Below are 22,314 nucleotides of genomic sequence, written 5' to 3'. Positions count from 1 at the left end.
ACCATAAAGAAAGCTCGGCTGGCACCAAGCCTTTTAGCGGCAACATTCATCATTTATTCTTCCTGTCATTATAATTGGTTTTCGCTTTGAAGTAAATGTATTATAATGACTAAAAGCAACCATCCTATTCGCAGACAAGTCTAACAAGGCCAGACTATGACTCAAAAATCTATGATCAAAAATTGATAAAAATACCCTTTGAGGTCATGCTTATGAAAAGAAGACTCCTGATTATCCTCCTCTGCACAGTCGCTGCCGTATTCATTGCTGGCGGTATGATCGCCTACCAATATGCCAACCAGATCTCGTTTCAAAAGCCTCCGAATCCTTCGCCGCTTCCGGAATCGGAGCCGGAGCCTTCCTATGTGGATATCTCTATCGCTTCCGTCGGCGACATCCTGATTCATAACACGGTCTATATGGCCGCTTACGATTCTTCAACAGGTTTGTATGATTTCAGCAGCCAGTTTCAGTATGTTAAACGGTATCTTGAAAAAGCCGATATGGCCGTGGCCAACCTGGAAACCTCGCTGGCTGGGCCTGAACAGGGCTATTCAGGATATCCTAAATTCAATACCCCCGATTCGATCATTGACGCGCTCAAAACATCAGGCGTCGACATTGTAACCGCGGCTAACAACCACCGTTTAGATCAGGATATCACCGGATTCTACCGGACGATCGATGTTGTCAGAAACAAGGGACTGGATATTATCGGTGTCAAGGCTACCGAGAAGGAAACCACCTATGTCATCAAACACATCAAAGGTGTCAAAGTGGCGTTTGTCAATTTTGGCTACGGCTATCCGCAAAACGATGGCAGCCTGAGCATCAATGGTCTAATCCTTCCTGTCAACATGACCGGACTGTTGGATACCTTTGACCCGCAGGATTTTGACAGTTCAGTGGAAGTCATTAAGGCAAGAATTGCTGAAGCAAGACAGGCCGGAGCAGAGATTGTCATTTTGTGTATGCACTGGGGAGATGAATATCAGCGACTGCCTAGTACTTTTCAGCAGGACTTGGCCTCCGTACTGGCTGACTGCGGCGCAGATGTGATTTTTGGGGGTCATCCGCATGTGCTCCAGCCCTTGGTATTTTTGGCCACAGACAACAATGGAACTGTTCCGGTTTTTTATTCTCAGGGAAATTTCATCTCCGATCAGCGTCAGGAAACCGTCGATAACATTTATACTGAACAGGGGATTATCGCCAATGTGACAATCAGGGTATATCCAGATCACACCCATCAGGTTCTCCAGGCGGATGCCGTTCCTACTTGGGTGAATAAAAAACGCCTGAATAATCAATTGATTTATGAGGTTATACCAGCCAAAGCTGCGCTGGATAATCCGGGACTGTATCCCCTTCTGAAGGATGCAGATCTGGAACGGATCCGGTTCTGCAGGGATACTGTGCAGAAACTAATGCCAGAAGCAGGAAAAGAATTCGAATCCCAATCCGACTAATGAAAGAATTAAAAACCACAAAAGATAAACCTATGTGCATATGTTCATATGTCCATAGGTTTATCTTTATCACCTTGATCTCCCTGCCTTCATAGAATAAAATAAATCAAATATCTTACAAATCGCAGGAGGGATCCGGCATGTACGCCTATACATTTAAATATGGTCAGCGTGCAGCGTTCTTGGTTGTCATTATTCTTGTACTTATTATTATTGAAGTGCTGCTTTAATCAAATGTTAACCCAAATGGACGCTGTGCTAGTATTTTTCCATCGGGACAATGGCCTTAGCAGCCGCTGCTCCGACGAGTGACTTCAGAATATCTCCGACAATAAAGGGTATATAGCCCATCAAGAGGACTCCGGCCAGGGTAACTGTCTGTCCGGTCGACCAGAGCCATAAGGTCAGGGATATTAACCCCGGAACATAGACGAGGACAAGCTGGGCAAAAAGGATAATGCCGGTCAGAGGCAAAGCTTTACGGTTTTGGGTTCTGGAATCAATCATACCGCCGATAAACAGGGCTGCAAGGATAAAACCGAACACATAACCAACTGTCGGCCCGGCAAGCGCCGCCGCGCCGCCTTTGAAACCCGCAAACCACGGAATTCCTGCCAAACCGCCGACAGCATAGATTGCCATACTGATACCGCCCCATTTTCTGCCCAATAGCACGGCGGCCAGGATCACTCCGAGCTGGGAAGCTACCAACGGTACAGGGGTAAATGGCAGGTAGATTTTTACCTGCGCAAGCAGGCCGGTCAGGCAGGCAAGACTTACTGCCAGAGCAATTTTGGCAAACGTCGTTGACTGCGTGCGCCATTGGAAATAGGACAAACGTTTTTGACGGTAAACTTCGAGCGTATGCAAATTTTGAATCATCATCATTCCTCCGTTCTGTTCTCTCATGTAATAAACTATATTCTCAGTACTATATCATTAGGACGCTTCGTTTTCAATGCCATTTTCTATGTAAATACTGTATTCATTTCGGGAAACGCGAACGTACTTCTCGTTTAATCGTGTAGGGCCACAGTAATTTCTCCCGAGATGATCGCTTTGATCTCTCCGGTCTGCACCAGCCTCACGATCAATTCCCCTTTAGGTCCGAGGTCAATTACCTCAGCTGTCTGCGCCGGCCCCTCCCTGTTTTCGAGGACCACTTTTCTGCCTATGACTTCGGAACGCTCCCGGCAAATGGTTAAGGTCCTGCCTAAATCAACCGTGCTGAGATATTCCAGGTAAAGTGGTTCAAACCCATTCAGGATTCCGGCTGTCAGTCTGGCCCTGTCGTGTTCCCTGCCCGTCTCAAGACGTAAAGAAGTCGCTGTAGAATTCAGTCCATCAGGAAAATCCGTCTCAGCAAGGTTCACATTCAGACCAATGCCAATCACCACTACCGAGGTCCGCCTGCTGCTGACCGACATTTCCGTCAGAATCCCTCCGGCCTTCTTTCCGTTCAGGAATAGATCATTTGGCCATTTGATAGTAATCCCTCTTCCTGGGAAAGAAATAGCTGCTTCGTCCACTGCCAGGCATACTGCCGCTGCGCCGGTCAGCGTCAGCTGGGGTATCACATCCGGCGGCAGTTGAGGTTTTAAAATGATTGACATCCAAATCCCCTTGCCTCCCGGTGACTGCCACTTTCGTCCAAAACGTCCCCGGCCTGCCGTCTGCTGTTCGCTGATGATCACGGTTCCTTCTTCTTCAGCCAAAGCTCTGCGGGCTGCTTCACTGTTGGTGGAATCCAGCACGTCAAAACAAAGGATCTTTCTTCCTAGAAAAGTTGTCCGAAGATATTGCGTTATTTTTCCAGGGCTGAGAGATTCGTTCATGACTCGGTATAAGCCCCTATCCTGCGGTATTTCTGATAACGCCTTTCAAGAACATCGTCGAGCTGTTCCAGCATAGTCCTGAACGGGACCTTTAACAAATGTTCCTTGATCACGGCAGCCATAGCCTCAGGATCATGATGGGCACCGCCCATAGGCTCCGGCAGAACCTTGTCGATTAGGCCCATTTGCTGCAAATCCTGCGCAGTAATCTTCATGATCTGGGCTGCCTCTTTCGCTCTGGAGGAATCCTTCCAAAGGATACTGGCAAAACCTTCCGGAGACAGTATGGAATAGATCGAATGCTCCAGCATCCAGATCTCGTCTGCGATCGACAGGGCCAACGCCCCGCCGCTGCCTCCCTCTCCCAGAACAATAGAAATAACAGGCGTCCGCAGGCTGGCCATTTCCATCAGGTTGCGTGCGATTGCTTCCCCTTGGCCCCGTTCCTCCGCGCCGATACCAGGATCAGCGCCTGGTGTATCAATAAAGCAAATCACTGGCCGATGAAATTTTTCCGCCTGCTTCATAAGCCTTAACGCTTTGCGGTAACCTTCGGGATTTGTCATCCCGAAATTTCTTTTGACATTTTCTTTGATATTTCTGCCTTTTTGCTGGCCAATGACCGTTACCGGCAGGTCCCCCAGTCTGGCAACGCCGCCGACAATGCAGGGATCATCCCGATACATCCGGTCTCCATGCAGCTCAATAAAGGAGTGAAAAATCCGCTCGATATAATCGAGCGTGGTGGGTCTTTCCACCATTCGGGACAGGGTCAGCTTATCCATCGCCGTCAAATTTGAGAATGCTTCCTCTTTCATCCTGGTAAGCTTCTCTTCTAATCCCTCAATCTCTGATGAAAAGTCGGCTTGCTTATCTTCCGCAAGCTTCCTCAAATCACGCAGTTTATTATTCAGTTCCGCTAATTCTTTTTCCCGCTCGAGCATAGCCACACTCCGTCTTTTTGCTTAACGCCTGTAATGAAGCTTAATCAGGCGAGACAAGGTTAATTTGAGGTCCTCTCTGGCCACGATTTTATCAATGAAACCGTGTTCCAAAAGAAATTCTGCTTTCTGAAAGCCTTCCGGCAGCTCCTGCCTGATGGTCTGTTGAATGACTCTTTTGCCGGCAAAGCCGATCAACGCGTCCGGCTCTGCTAAAATAATGTCTCCCAGCATCGGGAAACTGGCCGTGACGCCGCCCGTTGTCGGGTCTGTCAAAACCGCGATATACAGTCCTCCCTGCCGACTGTGTCTGCCAACGGCTGCAGATGTTTTGGCCATCTGCATCAAGGAAAACATCCCTTCCTGCATCCTGGCCCCGCCTGAAGCAGTAAAAGCAATGATCGGCATTTTCCTTTCAGCGGCAAATTCAAACGCCCGGGTCACTTTCTCGCCGACGACCGAGCCCATGCTGCCCATCATAAAGTTACTGTCCATCACCGCAATCACAGCATCCTGACCATGAATCTTGCCATACCCTGTCAGTACGGCTTCCGAAAGACCCGTTTTCTCCTGACCAGTGCTAATTTTCTCTGCATAACCATTAAAGTCCAACGGATTAACACTTTTCATATCCTGATTAATTTCTTTAAATGTTCCTGTGTCCATGATCAACTCGACTCTTTCCCAGGCTCCCATCCTGAAATGGTAGCCGCAGCGGACACAGACCTTGTGATTATTACTGAGATCCTTTGTATAGACGGTCTCTCCGCAATTCGGACATTTTGTCCACAGTCCGTTTGGAATAGCAGGCAAAACACTCTTTTCCCTCTGCCCTTCTATCTCCGCCGGTACCGGCTGACTATTATTCTGTTGTATGGTTAGATAACGCGGTTTCTTAAAAACCCTGTTCAATTTAAACATGAGCACCAACCGTAATCATTTTTTTATGGCTGTCATTACGCTCCATAGTCAAATTCTTTGGCAATGAAGGATGTGTCAATTTCTGCGCGGATAAATTTCGGGTTATTCAGAATCTGAAACAGGAATTCAATATTCGTGTCAATACCTTCAATGATAAATTCATCCAAGGCCCTACGCATTTTACCGATGGCTTCATTCCTGTCCTGGCCGTGCGTAATCAGTTTCGCAATCATTGAATCATAGGTCGGCGGGATATCATAGCCGCTATAGAGTGCGCTGTCCAGTCTTACACCATTTCCTCCGGGCCAGAAAAGGATATTCACTTTACCGGGGGACGGCCTGAATCCAAGTGCGGGATTCTCGGCATTGATTCGGCATTCAATGGCATGTCCGTGGACTTGTACATCGTCCTGTCGGATGTTTAACTGTTCTCCCGAGGCAATCTTCAGTTGTTCCTTCACAATATCAATTCCTGTAACCAGTTCGGTTACGGGATGCTCAACCTGGATGCGGGTATTCATTTCCATAAAGTAATAGTCACCGTTGTTGTCGAGCAAAAATTCGATGGTCCCGGCGCTCTTATAACCTACCGCTTGAGCAGCACGGACAGCAGTATCCCCCATTTTCTGCCTGAGCTCATCACTCAGAACGGTTGAAGGAGCCTCTTCGATGACTTTTTGATTTCTGCGTTGGATCGAACAGTCTCTTTCTCCGAGGTGAATGACATTTCCATAGTGGTCCGCCAGAATCTGAAATTCGATATGTCTCGGCTCCACCAGATATTTCTCTAAATACATCGAATCATCATCAAAGGCAGCCTGGGCTTCTTTCTTGGCCATATCATAAGCTTTTTTCAGTTCATCCCGGCTCCAGACAATCCGGATACCCTTGCCTCCACCGCCGGCCGATGCCTTCAGCATAACCGGATAGCCAATACGCTCTGCAGAAGCCTCTGCCTGTTTAAAATTGGCCAACACACCTTCAATACCGGGAACGAGAGGGACTCCCGCCTGACCCATGATCTGCCGGGCCTTTGCTTTATTCCCCATCATTTCAATCACTTCCGGGTCAGGACCAATAAATGCGATATGGCACGCTTTGCACATCTCAGCAAATTTGCTATTTTCTGCTAAGAAGCCAAATCCTGGATGGATGGCTTCCGCGCCCGTCAGAACCGTTGCACTAATAATATTCTTGGTATTCAGATAGCTGTCCTTTGCTCTGGCCGGTCCGATACAAACCGCCTCATCAGCAAGATCTACATGCAGGGAGTTCCGGTCAGCTTCCGAATAAACCGCAACTGTTGTAACTCCAATTTCCCTGCAGGCCCGAATAATCCGGACCGCTATTTCGCCTCTGTTGGCAATGAGTATTTTTTTGAACAAGTTTTCACCCACCAACTTTATTAACTGATAAAAAACTTAATTTCGGCTTCGACAGCTTTTTCCCCGTCAACCGTGGCAAGGGCTTTACCAATGCCGGCAGGGCCTTTGATTTTTATGATCTCTACTTCCAGTCTCAGCACATCACCGGGAAATACCTTCCTTCGGAACTTGGCATTGTCAATTCCGGTAAAATAAGCGAGCTTGCCCTGATATTTTTCCATTTTTAATAAAGCTACCGCACCAGCCTGAGCCAGCGCTTCAATAATGAGTACACCGGGCATTACCGGTTCTTGCGGAAAATGTCCCTGAAAAAAATACTCATTGATCGTAACATTTTTATAAGCAACGACCCTTTTACCTTCCTCAAGCTCTTCGACTCGATCCAGAAGAAGGAACGGGTACCGATGCGGAATAATCTCCTGAATCTCTTTGATGTTCAGCATCCTTACCTCCATAATAGTTCCGCTGCAGCCTTACCGCTACTTGGTATTAATTTCAAACAGTGGCTGGCCAAATTCGACCATTTGTCCGTCATTAACCAGAATGCTTAAGATTTGCAAGTCTTCTTCAGCTTCAATCTCATTCATCAGCTTCATCGCCTCGACAATGCAAAGCGTATCCCCTTTTTTGACTTTGCTGCCCACATTAACAAAGGGTTTCTCTCCGGGTGACGGTGCCAGGTAAAAGGTTCCGACAATCGGGGCATTGATCGTCTGCGGCGCTTCAGTTTTAGAACTTGGATGTTCCGGAGTCATCGCCTCTTTTCCAGCTGCAGCCCCGGGCATAAAGCTCTGTATGGGTTGAAGCGCAGGCTGAAACATGGGCTGAAGCTTTTCTTTCTTTAAAACAATTTTATAATCCTCTTGCTTTAACTCAAATCCAGTCAGCCCGGACTCATCGACCATTTTTATCAGTTCTTGAATTTCTTTTAAATCCATCACTTTATCCCTCTAACCACTTTTTTAAGATAATGGTAGCATTATGGCCCCCAAATCCAAGCGAATTGGATAGGGCGTAGGTCAAGTCCATGTTACGTCCGCAATTTGGCACATAATCCAGGTCACATTCCTCATCTTTAACCTGATAGCCAATCGTCGGTGGTACAAAGCCCTCCTGCAGTGCTTTGGCGCAGATAATCGCCTCTATAGCTCCCGCTGCTCCCAGTAGATGACCGGTCATTGATTTTGTCGAACTCACCGGTATTTGATAAGCTTTTTCTCCAAATATGGCTTTGATCGCTTCCGTCTCAAACTTGTCGTTGTACGGTGTACCTGTTCCATGCGGATTGATATAGGATATTTCGTCCGGACCAATCCCGGCATCAGCTAAGGCAAGCTTCATCGCTCTGGCCGCGCCTTCCCCTCCCGGTGCAGGTGCGGTCATATGGTAGGCATCGCAGGTAGCTCCATAACCAACTACTTCGCCATAGATTCTTGCATTCCTCTTTCTAGCATGCTCCAAAGATTCCAGAACCAAAATACCCGCACCTTCACCGATCACGAACCCGTCCCGCTCCTTGTCAAACGGGATGGAAGCCCTGTTGACATCATTGCTGTTGCTCAAAGCGGTCATGGAAGTAAATCCGGCTACCGCCAGAGGCGTAATCGGGGCTTCGGCACCACCGGTAACAATCATATCCGCTTGACCGTCTCTGATCTTCCAGAAAGCTTCCCCGATGGAATGCGTTGCCGAAGCGCAGGCTGTGACAATACTGTAGTTAATTCCTTTGGCACCAAGCTTGATCGCAATATTCCCTGAAGCCATATTACTGATCGCCATCGGAATAAAGAAAGGGGAAACCCTGCCAGGCCCTTTCTCGGTCAGTCTGCTGTGCTGTTCTTCAATCGTTAGCAGACCGCCTATCCCCGATCCAACCAAAACCCCTAATCTTTCCGGGTCGATCTCGGCTGCTTTCAGACCCGCGTCTTCATAAGCCTGCTCTGCCGCCACCACTGCCAACTGGCAGTAGCGGTCCATCCGTTTGGCTTCTTTCTTGTCCAAATGCATTTCAGGATCAAAATTTTTGATCTCCGCACCAATTTTTACTTTATGGTCCGTCGTATCAAAGGCTGTGATCGGACCTATTCCGCATTCTCCCTCTTTGATGCCCTGCCAGAATGTGGCTGCATCGTTGCCAAGCGGAGTAACCGCCCCAATTCCAGTAATAACTACGCGTGTTCTCATATTGTTGGTCTCCTCCTAAAATGCCATTCCGCCGTCAACGCTTATAACCTGTCCGGTAATGTATTCACCGGCGTCTGAAGCCAGAAATAAAACCGTATCGGCGATATTCTCCGGTTTACCGAACCTTTTTAAAGCAATGCTCTCTTTGGTCAGTTCTCTCACTTTATCCGATAACCCTGACGTCATATCTGTCTCGATAAAGCCAGGGGCTACAGCATTCACCGTGATGTTTCTGCTGCCGATTTCCTTGGCCAGGGATTTAGTAAGTCCAATCACACCGGCTTTAGCCGCTGCATAATTAACCTGCCCTGCATTTCCGAGAATTCCAACAACAGAAGTGATATTGATGATTCTGCCGCTTTTTTGTTTGACCATGATAGGAACGGCATGCCGGGTACAATTGAACACCCCTTTGAGGTCTACTTCTACAACTCGGTCAAAATCGTCTTCCGACATCCTCATGAGTAAGCCGTCGCGGGTTATCCCTGCGTTATTGACCAGGATATCAATGGTTCCAAATTCCGCTTTGGCCATCGCAATCAATTGTTCCGCTTCACTGAATACACTGACGTCTGCTTTTAGAACTAAGGCCCGCCCTCCGAGGTTTTCGATTTCCTGGGCAAGCTTTAATCCTTCCTGCTCGCTGCTTACATAATTCACTGCGATATTCGCACCTTGTTCAGCAAGCTTTAAAGCAATGGCTCTGCCAATACCCCTGCTGGCACCTGTAACAACTGCCGTTTTCCCCTTTAGCATATCCTGCCTCCTCCCGGAACTCAATATTGATTTCAATTACGTTCTTAATCATTAAAGTATTTCACCGCGGCTTCGAGAGATGTCGGGCCGTCGACATTCAGAACCTTCACGTTCTTGTCAATCTTTCTCGCGAAGCCTTTTAAGACACTTCCAGGTCCCAGTTCCACAAAGCTATCTACACCGTCGGCGAGCATCCTTCTGAAGGACATCTCCCAAAGGACGGAACGCATGACTTGTTGCGGCAATAGTTCCTTGACCGCCGACTTATCTGCCATATAATCTGCAGTAACATTGGAAATCACCGGAATCCGGGGGTCAGAAAATTCAATGCCTGCCAGCTCGTCAGCCAATCTCCGGGCCGCTGATTCGAGCAAGCCCGTATGAAACGGTCCGCTGACTTCTAGCGGGATCACCCTTTTGGCCCCGAGCTCCATAGCCCTGGCTGAAGCAGCTTGCAAGGCCTTGTTTTCCCCGGATATCACAACCTGACCTGGGCAGTTATAGTTGGCAATCCGTACAACCCCGAGGCTCTCAGCCGCAAGACAAGCCTCCTCGACCCCAGAGGTTTCCAAACCGAGGACTGCAGCCATCCCTCCAACACCCTGAGACACAGCCTCCTGCATATACCTGCCTCTGTTCCGGACCAGCTTCACAGCCGCCTCAAATGGCAATACACCGCTCAGGACCAAGGCAGAATATTCACCCAGACTGAATCCGGCTGTCAGATCAGGATTGATTCCCTGATCCATCAACGCCTTTGCGGCTGCCACACTGACTGTAAGAATGGCCGGCTGTGTATGTTCGGTTTTATCCAGTTCCTCTTTGGGGCCATTAAAACACAGGCCACTCAGCGAATATCCGAGCTCCTGATCCGCCAGGTCAAAGACCGCCCGCGAAACATCGTTATGCTGATAAAGTTCTTTGCCCATGCCAACATACTGTGAACCCTGGCCCGCAAAAATAAACGCTGTCTTTCTATCCATTCTTTCCGTATCCTCCAATAATATCCGATAATCATCCAAATGCGGGGGACAAAGGGATGGTTCTTTTGTCCCCGACACGTATCCCTTTAGCAGGTAATATTGTCAGGCTTAATAGCTTTCAGACGTTCCCCTGCCTGGGCAAACATTTCTTCAATAATTTCTTTACAGGTCTGTTCTTTTTTAATCAGACCTGCGATTTGCCCGGCCATTACGGATCCATAATCCGTATCTCCCTCTTTGACAGCCTTACGCAGCGCACCGGCGCCAAGCGTCTCATACTGCTCCAGAGGTGCCCCCGTCCTTTCCAGCTCTTCAAACTGCCGGGTAAGTTTATTTCTGAGGACTCTGACCGGATGACCTGTTGGCCTGCCTGTAACGACTGAATCGATATCTTTGGCTTTCAGGATTCTATCCTTATAGTTTTGATGCACGGTACATTCTTCGGCAGTTAGGAACCTTGTGCCAACCTGGACGCCGCTTGCACCCAACATAAAAGCTGCGGCAATCCCTCTGCCGTCACCGATTCCTCCGGCAGCAATCACCGGGATATTTACAGCATCAATCACCTGAGGAAGCAAGGCCATGGTCGTCAGTTCACCGACATGTCCGCCGGACTCTCCGCCTTCCGCCACAACGGCATCTGCCCCTTCCTTCTCCATCCTGCGGGCCAGCGCAACGGAAGGAACTACGGGAATGACCGTGATGCCGTTTTCTTTCCACATTTTGATATATTTTCCGGGACTTCCGGCGCCTGTTGTCACTACTTTTATCCCTTCTTCACAGACGAGACGGGCAATGGCTTCGGCATTCTCACTTAACAGCATGATATTGACGCCAAAAGGCTTGTCTGTCAGAGCTTTGGCCTTCCTAATCTCTTCTTTGACATATTCGACAGGTGCATTGGCCGCCGCAATGATACCGATTCCGCCGGCGTTTGATACGGCCGAAGCAAGTGAGCTGTCCGAAATCCAAGCCATACCGCCTTGGATCAGCGGGTATTTTACACCCAGTTTATGAAAAAAACCAAAGTTATTCATGCCATTCTCTCCTTCAATTCGTTCGCTTATTTATATAGTCAACCAGATCTGCTACGCTGATTAATTCTTCAAGATCTTCAGTCGGAATTTCAATCCTGTATACATCTTCCAGCTCCATGACAATTTCAAAAATGCTTAGAGAGTCAATTCCGAGGTCTTGCTGGAACTTGGTGGCCAACTGAATTTTCTCCGGTTCAGTCTCAATCTGGGAAGCGATAATCCTGCAGATCGTGTCAAAAGACATCATTTACCCCCTATGGTCCATTTAATCAGCATTGCACCATAGGTAAGTCCTCCTCCGAATCCGACAAGAACGAGCAGATCCCCTTTATGGATTAACTTCCCTTTGGCCATTTCATCCAGAGCAATGGGGATACTGGCACTCGAAGTATTCCCATAATTAGGAAGGTTGACATAAAACTTCGCCTGATCCACCTTCAGCTTTTTGGCCGCTGAATCAATGATTCGCAGGTTTGCCTGGTGCGGTATGATATGGTTAATGTCTTCCAGCGTATAGGGTGTTTTTTCAAGCGTCTTTAAAATGCACTCGGGTAAAATATTGACTGCAAATTTAAAAACTTCCCGTCCGTTCATTTTGGCATACGAAGGCTTCACTTCCCCGGCCTCAATAAAGATGTTCTTGAGCGGAAGGGCAGGACATTCCAAACACTCACCTTTGCTACCATCAGAACCAATTACTTCAGAAATAATGCCCTGATCTCCTCTTTTGATAACCGCCGCACCCGCTCCGTCTGCAAACAGAACACAAGTGCTGCGATCTTCCCAGTCCGTGATTTTGGAAAGGGCCTCAGCACCAATGATCAGTGCCTTCTGATACATCCCTGTTCTGATAAACTGGGAGGCAATGCTGAGTCCAAAAATAAAACCGGTACAGGCTGCACTGATGTCAAAACAAGCTGCCCGGCTGGCTCCGAGACTATTCTGGACAAAACATGCCGTTGATGGGAAAAAATAATCCGGTGTAACCGTGGCCACAATAATCAGATCAAGCTCCTCAGCAGCAACTCCGGCATCATCAAGTGCTCTGCGGGCGGCTGCGACTGCCAAATCCGCTGTGGTTTCCGTCAGTGAAATTCTGCGCTCTTTGATCCCTGTTCGGGTACTGATCCATTCATCGCTTGTATCAACAATCTTAGACAGATCATCATTCGTCACCCTGTTTTCAGGAACATAGCTGCCAGTGCCAATTATCTCGACATCATACATATTTCCAAGTTTCCTTTTCTCTTCATATTATTTCGTTTATTATCATTCCATGATGAATCCTTCTGTTGGTTTACCTTTTCATATACCTTTTGTTCTTCCCTTGTTTAAGGATTAAAGGAATACTTCGAATCAAAAAATTCAGTGAGTTTCTGCAATGATCCAATTAAAATATTCTCCTGTTCCCCTAATCCAAGAAGCATATGCTTGACCATATCCAGATGAAATTTTTCATGGATCCTGTAGGCAAGCTTTCCTCTTCGGGTCAGACTGATCCTGACAATTCTCCGGTCGGCCTCATCCCTTTGTCTGGAAACGTACTCCTTTTTAACAAGGTTATTAATAAAAGAAGTAAGCGCTCCGACAGTGATACCCAGATCGGCGGCAACCTGAGACATTGTCCTCTCCTGATACATTCCAATCGCTTCGATCGCATGCAGTTCTGAGATAGACAGATTATTCAATGGTCCTTTCTTAATCTCATTCTGCTCTACATCTAGAATTTGATTAAATGTTCCAATCAGAAGTTCATTTAAAACAGTACGAATATTTGTTTCCAACCTCTCACTTCCTCTCAGCGCATAATCAAAGTTTACCTCATTTTTAATTTGGTTGTCAAATATTTTAGTATTCAAACCAACTTGCATATCTCCTGGTTTAGTCTGAATATTTTTAGAGGATTTTCACTATCCCCTTTATGGATTTTCTTATTCTAGCCTTAAAGGCGAAAAAAATTTGAGGTTCGGTTTGTCCTTCTGTCCGGCGGACAGGTAATCCTTTCATACAATGAGAAGAGAAAAAATATCTGCGGGGAGTGAACTTCCATGACCTGTCCGAAAGGAACAATCTCATATCAGATCAAGCCGGGTGATACTTTTTATAGCCTTGCCCGCAAATTCAATACAACTGCAGAGGCAATTGCATCGGTGAACACAGGAGTAAACCCGAATAACCTGAAACCGGGGGTCTTGATCTGCATTCCAATCAGGAGGAGCGTTGTTTCATGTCCACCAGCGAACCGTTATGTTATCAAAGCAGGTGATACCTTTTCCAAATTGGCTGATAAATACCACCTTTCAACAGCTTCGCTTATCTCACTGAACCCCGGAGTCGATCCCACGAACCTGCGAATTGGCCAGATGATCTGTCTTCCTGTCAGGAGACGGAGAAGATCCCACTAAGGACTATGTGATCAAAGATATAAGAAGTGACAGAACAAATAAATTCCAGAAGGATTCCACAGCAGCCATGATTTGTGTCCCGCTTTTTTCCGGTGTCACATTAAAAGTTTCCCCCACTGAAATACTACCAATGCTTAAAGAAAGAAACGAAATAAACTGAGTTACACGCGTTTTTCCGATTGTCCCGGAAAAAGAAGATGGATAAAGCGTGTAGACCAGATTAAAGAGCAGCGCAAAAAACAGAATGATTGTGATCAACGGAAAAATAATATCCTTTAATTTGGCATCTTTACTTTCATCGAGGGTTAACGTTTCGAAGATATAAGCCCCGGCACCCAGAGAAGCAATGACCGCATAGATGTTAACAAAAAAAATAAATTTGGAATATCCGCTGCTAAAACTGCGTCCGTGCAAACTGAATCCGACAGTGAGTGCGGCCGCAGCTCCAAAAATCGCCGGCGTAAGCAACATCGGATTGGCCCTGGAGGGGACCGGAGGTTTAAAGAGAGGATAGATACCGTTATTCCAGCTATTTTGCTGCATTGGACAGCCCCAAAGCTTTCTAGGATTGCCCGGCTGCGGTTGATAATGATTTACCGGATTGCTGTGGGCATATCTGTAATTAAAGTCATTCGTGTGAGTCACCCCATTCCAGAAAATGATCATGACAATAATAATATATGCGGCCTTATTCAATAATTTTCCATTTATGCTAACCTTATAAAAAAAGACGCCGAAGCATCTTTAGAAACTTATTGACTTTGCTATCACATAGTAAATTAATTTTTGTTCATAATAATAAATATAAATGCCAAAAATTTAGAGTTATAGATACTCGCCCAAGGAGGTGAAATAAATGGGTTCAATTAAATGTACAGTTACCGAGTGTCATTACAATAAAGATGTCATGTGCGATGCACCGATGATTCAGGTGAATCACAGCGGGGTCAGGTATTCCCAAGGCTCGGAAGAAACACAGTGTGATACCTTCAAACCTCAGAAGTAATGAATACCAGGTGTATGAAATTTCAAAGCCCATGTTCGCATTATGTCACCGTGCTATGATACGAACATGAGCTTTTATTTTATTGTTTCCTGTAAACCGTTCCCTGAAACATGGCGATGAGATTATCTTTCTCATCTGTGACTTCAACCAGATAGGTCGCTATTTTTCGGTTTAGGGACACTTCTTTGGCCCTGGCGGTGAGTATTCCCAGACCGGCAGCTTGACAATAGGTAATACTGACATTTACGGCAATTGCCGTACCCTCCCGGGAATTCGACGCTGCAGCGAGTGCCGAATCCGCCAGCGTAAAAATGGCTCCTCCCTGAACAATCCCAAGCGAATTCAAATGGTGCTCGTCTATCTTTAACCTGGCCTCAGCCGCTCCGGCTTCGGCTTTGAGTATTTCTATTCCTACATATTTTGCAAAAATATCCTTACGCATTTCCTCTAATATGTTATCCATTTTGTCATCCTTTCTGCCGAATTGGCGTGAACCAACGGAAGTTCAAACCAGAAATGGCTTCCCTTTCCCTCTTGACTGTCAAATCCAAGATTTCCGCCCATCAGTTCAATCAATTCTCTGGCAACAGGCAACCCAATCCCGGTGCCTTCGATTAAATGGTTGATATTTGATGCCCTGAAAAAAGGATCAAATATTTTACCCTGTTCTTCCAACGGAATGCCTAAGCCACTATCGATGATGCTGAACCGCAGCCACCCATCAAACTCCTGACAGCTAAATCCAATGATTCCATTATCATAACTATATTTAATCGCATTTGAAAAAATATTCAGCAGCACTTGTTTTAAACGAACCTGATCTGCCGCAACACAATAATTTTCATATGGAGAATACGCTGCCGTGATCGCAATTGCTTTCAGATCAGCAAGAGGCTTGATTAAATTAATCGAAGCTTCTACGATGGGTTTGACTTCTACCGGTTTAATTACGACATCAAATTTGCCTGTCTCAATCTTCACAAGATCAAGAACCCCATTAATCAGGTCAAGCAAATGGCTCCCCGCTTTATATATTTCTTTGACACTCTGCTTCTGGAATTCGTTTAAAGGAGCCTCCGTATCAATCTCCAGAATTTGAGCAAAGCCCATAATCGCATTCAGAGGTGTTTTAAATTCGTGACTTATACTTGAGAGGAATTCCGATTTGGCCAGGCTTGCCCGTTCAGCCTCCTTCATAGCTGAAATAAGCGAATTTTCCAGGGCCTTCCTATCGGTAATATTCCTTACAGAGATGGAAACGCTATGCTTGTCATTATCAATAAGGGCTACCCGTGCCTGATACCAGCGGATCCCTTGTGGAGTGTTCAGAAAATACTCAAATACCTCCGGCTCCTTGCTTTGAATAGCACGGCTGATCAAGGTTATGTTAATCTTTGCGGTCTCCTCATCCATAACGGAACAAAAGGAAGAACCAATGATTTCAGCGACCGGTCTGACCAAAACATGCTGATCATTGGCCCAAACATTTTGAACAATGCCGAATTCATCAACTTCAAAAATCGCATCATCAATAGATTTAACCAGGGCCTGCAGATTTTTTTCCTTATTTCTGAGTTCAGACTGGTAAACCGATAGATTCGAATCAAGATAATGCAGCCTTTTACCCAATTGTACGACTGAGACTGCCGTATCCTGCAGCTCTTCAATGAAGAATTCTGGTTGTTCCTGGTGGTACTGTCCTGTGCCAATATCAAGGACCATCTGCTTAATCCCGGCCAGAGGCTCCGAGATTGCCTTGTTTATTTGATGGGCTTTCACGTATATCATAATGATAAATATCCCATCAAAAATAAGAAGACCTACAATGATAAAACGGCCAATACGGTACAATTGATCGTTTAAGCCATTCAGTCCAGCATAGAGATTTTTTTCCTGACCGGCTGTCAGCATACCTGATACTTCTTTTTGCAGCCAAAAGTGTGTAAGAACAAAAATAGCAATAAACACCAACCCTGTGATCGTCAATGGAATGAGTGCTTCGCGGACGTAAGTACGTAATATCCACCGGAAAAGCGATAGCTTTCTTTTTGACTCTTTTGACTTCATTCCAACACCGCCGTTTATTGCATTCAATGATATTGCAAAAAGAAAATTATTTATAGATCTCAGTAATTTCCCTGATTACCGGCATGATTTTCATAAAATGATCGACAAGGGAAGGATCGAAGTGCGTGCCTCTACCTTTTTCTATCTCCTCTGAAGCTTCATCGATTTCCCACGCCTTTTTGTAAGGACGCTCCGAAATCAAAGCATCAAACACATCGCAAATGGCGGTAATCCGTCCCACCAGCGGAATTCCTTCTCCCTGAAGTCCGTTTGGATAACCGCTTCCATCCCATTTTTCATGATGATACAGCGCAATCTGCTCAGCAAGCTTAATCATTTCCGCTGAACTGCCGGCTAGGATTTGAGCCCCTTTAACGGTATGGGTCTTCATTTTTTCCCAATCATCAGGCGTGAGTTTACCTGGTGTCAGCAGTACTTCGTCGGGAATGCCAATTTTCCCGATATCATGCAGCGTACTGGCATGAAACATTAGTTCACAGTCTTTTTCCGGCAGTCCATAGGCTTTGCCAAGTTCATACGTGTATTTGCTCATTCGCACAATGTGATTTCCTGTCTCGCTGTCCCGGAATTCTGCGGCTCTCGCCAGCCTGTGGATCAGTTCGACCTGCAGATCTTCCAGTTCTTTTGTTCTCTCTTGGACTTTATTGACTAGTCTGCGATTGTTCTGTTTGATTTCGTTGTTCAGTAAACGTATTTCCAGTATATTTTTGATTCGCATCAGAACTTCAGCATAATCGAAAGGCTTGCCAATAAAATCTTTGGCGCCAAGCGTCAATGCCTTCAGTCTGTGTTCCTGATCGTTGTAGGCTGTAATTGCAATAATGGGAAGGAAGTCATCCTCTTTGACTGCATTTAACTGCTCCATGACCTCAAATCCGTCAAGATAAGGCATCCTTAAATCCATTAAAATCAGATCGGGATAATGCTCCCGATATAAGGATAGGGTTTCCCTGGAATCAGTGGTGGACATGATATTGCTGTATCCCGACATCTTTAACAGTTTTTCAAGTAACAAAATATTTACGGAATTATCGTCGACAATCAGTATTCTGGCCCTTGAAATACTATCAGTATTTATCTTCATCCGCCTCCCAATCTTTCACATGTCAACTGCTTATTAACAAGGACTTTTTCCAGTTAGCCGGTCGGCTGGTCACTATATCTTAATATACCTCATTCTTATGGGAAATTCTAGATAAAAAATGTTTATCCTTGGAATCTCTACAATTTTTTCTCTAACATTTTTGCAGAAAGTAAGCTATAACAGATATATTCAATATGATCAGGACAGGGATGCCGTATACAAAGGCCTTATGCTGAGTTTTATGCCTAAAGAAACGCATGGCCAGATAGATCCCGGGAGCACCGAATATCAGTCCTGTAAGAAAGAAATGGCGTTCAGGAACCCGTCGACCTCCCCGTTTGGCCTTATATTTATCCCACCCTATAACGGTAAAACCATAAATATTTACCAGGATAATATATCCCCATATAAGCCAGATACACTCCACATCTGCAGCCTCCCTTGTTAGCTAGTAACATTCATGATCAAAATCATACCATGAATAAAGTAGAAAAAAAATACGCAGGAAGATGCCTGAAAAGATATTGAGACTTAATAGGACAAAATTTAAAGATTAATAGAAAAGATACTGAGACGTTTGAAAAATCAGGCAGAATACTTTATACTTTGTTTTGACAATTTGCATTTTTTTAGTTATACTAAGTATTGCTCGTTAATATTTGAGGGATTAGAAGACCTTCTCGACTGCCTCAGGCTCAGGGAAGATGTCGAATCAACTTCCAATGAGGCGGGTAATAAATCTAGGAGGTCATTTATGTATAATGACAAAACACTAAGTTGTAAAGACTGTGGCCGTGAATTCACTTTTTCTGCATCCGAGCAGGAATTCTACGCTGAAAAAGGATTTACGAACGAACCAGGCCGCTGCCCCGAATGCCGTTCAGCAAGAAAAGCGCAGAGCAGAAATGGTGGCTATTCACGCCCTCAACGTGAAATGTTTCCTGCTGTTTGTTCCGCTTGTGGCAAAGAAACCACAGTACCTTTCCAACCTACTGGTGACAAACCTGTTTATTGCCGGGATTGCTACCAACCCCGCTCCAGAAACAACTGGTAATTTAATTGTTATCAGACCCTTCCGGGTATCTTACCTGGGAGGGTTTTTGTTTTGGGAGCCTATTTATTTTTTATGATTAATTTTCCATTTTACCCCCTTGACTACCAGATATAGTATCTGTAAACTTGATATAGTACTACTTGTAGTCTGCTAACCGGATTTATCGTCCGAATGAATTTTGGAGGTATAAACATTGCGTAACAATACGGAAGTCTGGAAAAAGTGGCCCAAAGCCAATCTTTCGCCGAATGCCAGAGTTGTCCTGGAACGGAGATATTTGAAGCAGGAAAATGACCAAAAATGTGAGACGCCGGAAGCCATGTTTTACCGGGTTGCTTCGGTCATTGCCGGCGCTGAAGAAAAGTATGGTAAGAATCCGCAGGAAATTCAGGATTTGACCAAAGAATTTTACACCGTCATGGCTAATTTGGAGTTTATGCCGAATTCACCAACACTGATGAACGCCGGGCGTGACCTTGGACAGTTAAGTGCTTGCTTTGTTTTGCCGGTCGGGGACAGTATGGAGGATATATTTGATGCACTGAAACATGCAGCAATCATCCATAAGTCAGGTGGCGGAACAGGCTTTAACTTTTCCCGGCTGCGCCAGAAGAACAGCATGGTGCGTTCCACCGGCGGGGTTGCTTCCGGTCCTGTTTCGTTTATGAAAGTTTTTAATGCCGCTACGGAGGCTGTCAAGCAAGGAGGAACAAGACGCGGTGCCAACATGGGCATTCTTCGGATCGACCACCCGGATATACTAGAATTTATCAGCTGCAAAGAAGATAACCGGGATATCAACAATTTCAATATTTCGGTTGCTGTAACGGAATCATTTATGAAAGCTGTGGAAAATAACACCGAATATGATCTGATTGATCCCCATTCGGGTAAGCCGGCAGGCAAGCTCCCTGCCAAACAAGTTTTCACTAAAATTGTGGACCATGCTTGGCGGAACGGCGAGCCGGGCATGATCTTTATTGACCAAATGAACCGAGATAATCCGACGCCGCATGTCGGTGTGATTGAGGCTACCAACCCCTGTGGCGAACAACCCTTACTCCCCAATGAAGCGTGCAATCTTGGCTCCATTAATTTAAAACTAATGACGGCGGAAAAGGACGGAAAGACCGTCATTGACTGGGAGCGTTTGGGTTACGTCACAAGACTCGCAACCCGTTTTCTCGATGATGTGATTGATGTTAACCAATATCCTCTTCCTGTGATCGAAGAAATGGTCAAAGGAAATCGTAAAATTGGCCTGGGTGTAATGGGTTTTGCAGATTTGCTGATTCTTCTGCAGACATCCTATATTTCCGAAGAAGGCACAGCCTTCGCCGAAAAGATTATGGAATTCATCCGTACCGAATCCCGTATAGAGTCCCAGCGACTGGCCAAGGAACGCGGTACCTTTCCTAATTATCAGGGTTCCATTTATGACGGCAAGATTGAATTACGCAATGCTACACTGACTACGGTTGCCCCGACAGGGACGATATCGATGATCTGCGGTTCTTCCAGCGGCGTAGAGCCACTTTTTGCTGTGGCCTATACCAAAACGGTCATGGACGGTACGGCTCTTATTGAAGTCAATCCGCTTTTTGAAGATTATGCGCATAAGTATGGTTTTTACTCAAAGGATCTTATGGCCAAAATTGCCGAACGCGGTAACGTCTCCGGTTTGCCGGAAGTCCCGGAATGGGTACAGAAGGTCTTTGTTACTGCACAGGAGATCTCTCCTGAATGGCATATCCGGATTCAGGCTGCTTTTCAAAAATATACGGATAATGCGGTTTCCAAAACCATTAACTTTGCGAACTCAGCTACCTGCAAAGATGTTGCAGAAGCGTTTCGCCTGGCCTTTGAGCTTGGCTGCAAAGGTATTACGGTCTATCGGGACGGCAGCCGTGAGCAGCAGGTTCTTTCTGCCGGAACGAAAGAAACTACCAATCCGGCGGCTGATTCCAAAACAACGGCTGAACCCGGGACAACTGCAAAACCCGAGACCACCGCTGAATCTGAATTAACCGTATCTGCACCGGTGCCGACCATTAAGCCGAGGCCCCGCCCACCGGTGACTGTCGGCGTCACTGAAAAGATTAAAATTGGCTGCGGTAATCTCTATGTTAGCGTAAACGCCGATGAAACCAGTATCTGTGAAGTGTTTACCAATACGGGAAGAGCCGGCGGCTGTTCCTCCCAATCCGAAGCAACCTCACGTCTAATCTCAATTGCGATGCGTTCGGGCATCTCTGTTGATGCTATCATTGAGCAGATTCGTGGAATTCGCTGCCCCGCCTGTATCCGAAGAGAAGGTGTCAACGTCACCTCGTGCCCTGATGCAATTTCGCGGGTAATCAAAAAGTATAAGGATATCGGCGTAAACGGTAATTCTGCAATTATCAACCGCAATAAAACGGAAGAACCTATTCTTTCGGATGATTTGAAAAAAACTGAAAAAGCTGTCATTAAAAAAGCTCAGGCCACCGTCGCGATCGACAATGCCTGCCCTGAATGCGGAATGCCCGTAAATCACGAAAGCGGCTGCATGGTCTGTATTCACTGCGGATATTCCAAATGCGGGTAAAATAACGACTTCTAAAAAAATACACAGTCATCATTTTCCATTGATGACTGTGTATTTTTTTAAACAAATTTCAGAAACTACATGTAACAAATCATTTTGGTGAGGTGAATCACACGATGGCAAAAGACAGACGTAAAGTCAAAGAAATACTGACGACCAATAACTCACTTGCCTGGGGCCACCTGAACAATGCCCATCCGATGCCGGCAGGTTCGATTGCTTTTACCGGTCTTCAGACCATCGGCCGGATGGCTGAAGATCGAAGACGGTCCCCGGATAAAGCGTAGCGGAGGAATAGAAACGTGGTCAATAATAAAAAGAAGGAAACTTTTATGGCGAACCCTGTTGAGAAACATACCACCGCCGCCTGGAACAGCCGCTTTGAAACAAAGAAGCCTGTATCAAACGTAGGCATTCCTGGAGAGCTTGAAGTCCATGATGCCAAAGAATATGTGGATTCCAATGAAAAATAAATCACAGTCGTATTTCTTGCAGTAAATCTATTGCTGAGCGTCAGAGCAACGAAAAAGCAAAGGGAACAAACCGCTGTTAAAATGGCCGTTGTTTCATAGACAGAAG

Annotated in this window: 26 protein-coding genes; 7 read left to right on the top strand and 19 right to left on the bottom strand. The window is 45.9% G+C overall.

Annotated elements, in window-relative coordinates; genetic code table 11:
- Positions 1-212: 212 nt before the first annotated feature.
- Positions 213-1,469: a CapA family protein gene (locus C1I38_RS02270; RefSeq protein ID WP_119775739.1), complete on the top strand. Its 1,257-nt coding sequence runs from the start codon at positions 213-215 to the stop codon at positions 1,467-1,469.
- Between the two features lie 258 nt (positions 1,470-1,727).
- Here C1I38_RS02270 and C1I38_RS02265 read toward each other — a convergent pair whose 3' ends face one another.
- From C1I38_RS02265 to C1I38_RS02200, 14 genes are all read right to left on the bottom strand, one after another.
- Positions 1,728-2,351: a biotin transporter BioY gene (locus C1I38_RS02265; protein WP_242831471.1), complete on the bottom strand. Its 624-nt coding sequence runs from the start codon at positions 2,349-2,351 to the stop codon at positions 1,728-1,730.
- 134 nt (positions 2,352-2,485) lie between these two features.
- The gene (locus C1I38_RS02260) at positions 2,486-3,304 is read right to left on the bottom strand and encodes a biotin--[acetyl-CoA-carboxylase] ligase (RefSeq protein ID WP_021315817.1); all 819 of its coding nucleotides are present in this window, start codon (positions 3,302-3,304) and stop codon (positions 2,486-2,488) included.
- Positions 3,301-4,248: an acetyl-CoA carboxylase carboxyltransferase subunit alpha gene (locus C1I38_RS02255; RefSeq protein ID WP_021315847.1), complete on the bottom strand. Its 948-nt coding sequence runs from the start codon at positions 4,246-4,248 to the stop codon at positions 3,301-3,303. Before C1I38_RS02255 ends, C1I38_RS02260 begins: the two co-directional genes overlap by 4 nt.
- A 21-nt stretch (positions 4,249-4,269) precedes the next feature.
- Positions 4,270-5,166, bottom strand: a complete 897-nt coding sequence (gene accD, locus C1I38_RS02250; RefSeq protein WP_021315802.1) for an acetyl-CoA carboxylase, carboxyltransferase subunit beta — start codon at positions 5,164-5,166, stop codon at positions 4,270-4,272.
- Positions 5,167-5,201: 35 nt separating this feature from the next.
- A complete protein-coding gene (locus C1I38_RS02245) occupies positions 5,202-6,551 on the bottom strand; it encodes an acetyl-CoA carboxylase biotin carboxylase subunit (RefSeq protein ID WP_021315852.1) in 1,350 nt (449 codons plus the stop codon).
- A gap of 20 nt (positions 6,552-6,571) precedes the next feature.
- On the bottom strand, positions 6,572-6,994 hold the full coding sequence (gene fabZ / locus C1I38_RS02240; protein ID WP_021315851.1) for a 3-hydroxyacyl-ACP dehydratase FabZ: 423 nt from the start codon (positions 6,992-6,994) through the stop codon (positions 6,572-6,574).
- Between the two features lie 36 nt (positions 6,995-7,030).
- A complete protein-coding gene (gene accB / locus C1I38_RS02235) occupies positions 7,031-7,489 on the bottom strand; it encodes an acetyl-CoA carboxylase biotin carboxyl carrier protein (protein ID WP_021315813.1) in 459 nt (152 codons plus the stop codon).
- Between the two features lie 4 nt (positions 7,490-7,493).
- Positions 7,494-8,735, bottom strand: a complete 1,242-nt coding sequence (gene fabF / locus C1I38_RS02230; protein WP_021315816.1) for a beta-ketoacyl-ACP synthase II — start codon at positions 8,733-8,735, stop codon at positions 7,494-7,496.
- Between the two features lie 15 nt (positions 8,736-8,750).
- Positions 8,751-9,491, bottom strand: a complete 741-nt coding sequence (gene fabG / locus C1I38_RS02225) for a 3-oxoacyl-[acyl-carrier-protein] reductase (protein WP_021315831.1) — start codon at positions 9,489-9,491, stop codon at positions 8,751-8,753.
- Positions 9,492-9,535: 44 nt separating this feature from the next.
- Positions 9,536-10,474 carry an ACP S-malonyltransferase gene (gene fabD / locus C1I38_RS02220; protein ID WP_119775737.1) on the bottom strand — a complete coding sequence of 313 codons (939 nt, stop codon included), beginning with the start codon at positions 10,472-10,474 and terminating at the stop codon, positions 9,536-9,538.
- An 86-nt stretch (positions 10,475-10,560) separates the two neighbouring features.
- Positions 10,561-11,511 (bottom strand): enoyl-[acyl-carrier-protein] reductase FabK, encoded by a 951-nt coding sequence (fabK, locus tag C1I38_RS02215; RefSeq protein ID WP_021315815.1) that lies wholly within the window; start codon positions 11,509-11,511, stop codon positions 10,561-10,563.
- Positions 11,512-11,524: 13 nt separating this feature from the next.
- On the bottom strand, positions 11,525-11,755 hold the full coding sequence (gene acpP, locus C1I38_RS02210) for an acyl carrier protein (protein ID WP_021315845.1): 231 nt from the start codon (positions 11,753-11,755) through the stop codon (positions 11,525-11,527).
- Positions 11,755-12,738, bottom strand: a complete 984-nt coding sequence (locus C1I38_RS02205) for a beta-ketoacyl-ACP synthase III (RefSeq protein ID WP_119775735.1) — start codon at positions 12,736-12,738, stop codon at positions 11,755-11,757. The genes acpP and C1I38_RS02205 overlap by 1 nt, the downstream gene beginning before the upstream one ends.
- 104 nt (positions 12,739-12,842) lie before the next feature.
- A complete protein-coding gene (locus C1I38_RS02200; protein WP_026156498.1) occupies positions 12,843-13,295 on the bottom strand; it encodes a MarR family winged helix-turn-helix transcriptional regulator in 453 nt (150 codons plus the stop codon).
- 264 nt (positions 13,296-13,559) lie between these two features.
- Here C1I38_RS02200 and C1I38_RS02195 point away from each other — a divergent pair, with 264 nt between their 5' ends.
- The gene (locus C1I38_RS02195; protein WP_034379027.1) at positions 13,560-13,916 is read left to right on the top strand and encodes a LysM peptidoglycan-binding domain-containing protein; all 357 of its coding nucleotides are present in this window, start codon (positions 13,560-13,562) and stop codon (positions 13,914-13,916) included.
- Between the two features lie 3 nt (positions 13,917-13,919).
- On the opposite strand, the gene C1I38_RS02190 is transcribed toward C1I38_RS02195, so the two are convergent.
- On the bottom strand, positions 13,920-14,612 hold the full coding sequence (locus C1I38_RS02190; RefSeq protein ID WP_119775733.1) for a hypothetical protein: 693 nt from the start codon (positions 14,610-14,612) through the stop codon (positions 13,920-13,922).
- Between the two features lie 160 nt (positions 14,613-14,772).
- Between C1I38_RS02190 and C1I38_RS02185 the strand changes: the two genes are divergently transcribed.
- Complete coding sequence (locus tag C1I38_RS02185; RefSeq protein WP_021315835.1) at positions 14,773-14,922, top strand: DUF1540 domain-containing protein; 150 nt, start codon at positions 14,773-14,775, stop codon at positions 14,920-14,922.
- A 79-nt stretch (positions 14,923-15,001) separates the two neighbouring features.
- On the opposite strand, the gene C1I38_RS02180 is transcribed toward C1I38_RS02185, so the two are convergent.
- From C1I38_RS02180 to C1I38_RS02165, 4 genes are all read right to left on the bottom strand, one after another.
- Positions 15,002-15,385 (bottom strand): hotdog fold thioesterase, encoded by a 384-nt coding sequence (locus C1I38_RS02180; protein ID WP_021315806.1) that lies wholly within the window; start codon positions 15,383-15,385, stop codon positions 15,002-15,004.
- The gene (locus C1I38_RS02175) at positions 15,370-16,989 is read right to left on the bottom strand and encodes a HAMP domain-containing sensor histidine kinase (protein WP_119775731.1); all 1,620 of its coding nucleotides are present in this window, start codon (positions 16,987-16,989) and stop codon (positions 15,370-15,372) included. Before C1I38_RS02175 ends, C1I38_RS02180 begins: the two co-directional genes overlap by 16 nt.
- A gap of 46 nt (positions 16,990-17,035) precedes the next feature.
- Positions 17,036-18,094 carry an HD domain-containing phosphohydrolase gene (locus tag C1I38_RS02170; protein ID WP_020492407.1) on the bottom strand — a complete coding sequence of 353 codons (1,059 nt, stop codon included), beginning with the start codon at positions 18,092-18,094 and terminating at the stop codon, positions 17,036-17,038.
- A 151-nt stretch (positions 18,095-18,245) separates the two neighbouring features.
- Positions 18,246-18,521, bottom strand: a complete 276-nt coding sequence (locus tag C1I38_RS02165) for a DUF1294 domain-containing protein (protein WP_119775729.1) — start codon at positions 18,519-18,521, stop codon at positions 18,246-18,248.
- Positions 18,522-18,848: 327 nt separating this feature from the next.
- Between C1I38_RS02165 and C1I38_RS02160 the strand changes: the two genes are divergently transcribed.
- From C1I38_RS02160 to C1I38_RS02150, 4 genes are all read left to right on the top strand, one after another.
- Positions 18,849-19,148, top strand: a complete 300-nt coding sequence (locus C1I38_RS02160) for a zinc-ribbon domain containing protein (RefSeq protein WP_021315824.1) — start codon at positions 18,849-18,851, stop codon at positions 19,146-19,148.
- Between the two features lie 193 nt (positions 19,149-19,341).
- A complete protein-coding gene (locus C1I38_RS02155; RefSeq protein WP_119775727.1) occupies positions 19,342-21,735 on the top strand; it encodes a vitamin B12-dependent ribonucleotide reductase in 2,394 nt (797 codons plus the stop codon).
- A 116-nt stretch (positions 21,736-21,851) separates the two neighbouring features.
- Entirely contained in the window at positions 21,852-22,022 is a 171-nt protein-coding gene (locus C1I38_RS13965) for a hypothetical protein (protein WP_165904942.1), read from the top strand.
- A gap of 15 nt (positions 22,023-22,037) precedes the next feature.
- Entirely contained in the window at positions 22,038-22,208 is a 171-nt protein-coding gene (locus C1I38_RS02150; protein WP_119775725.1) for a DUF3787 domain-containing protein, read from the top strand.
- Positions 22,209-22,314 lie beyond the last annotated feature (106 nt).

This window comes from Dehalobacter sp. 12DCB1 (genome assembly GCF_004343605.1).
Taxonomy (GTDB): Bacteria; Bacillota; Desulfitobacteriia; order Desulfitobacteriales; family Syntrophobotulaceae; genus Dehalobacter.
The sequence above is the reverse complement of the archived record's forward strand: the minus strand, read 5'-3'. Positions and strand labels throughout refer to the sequence as shown.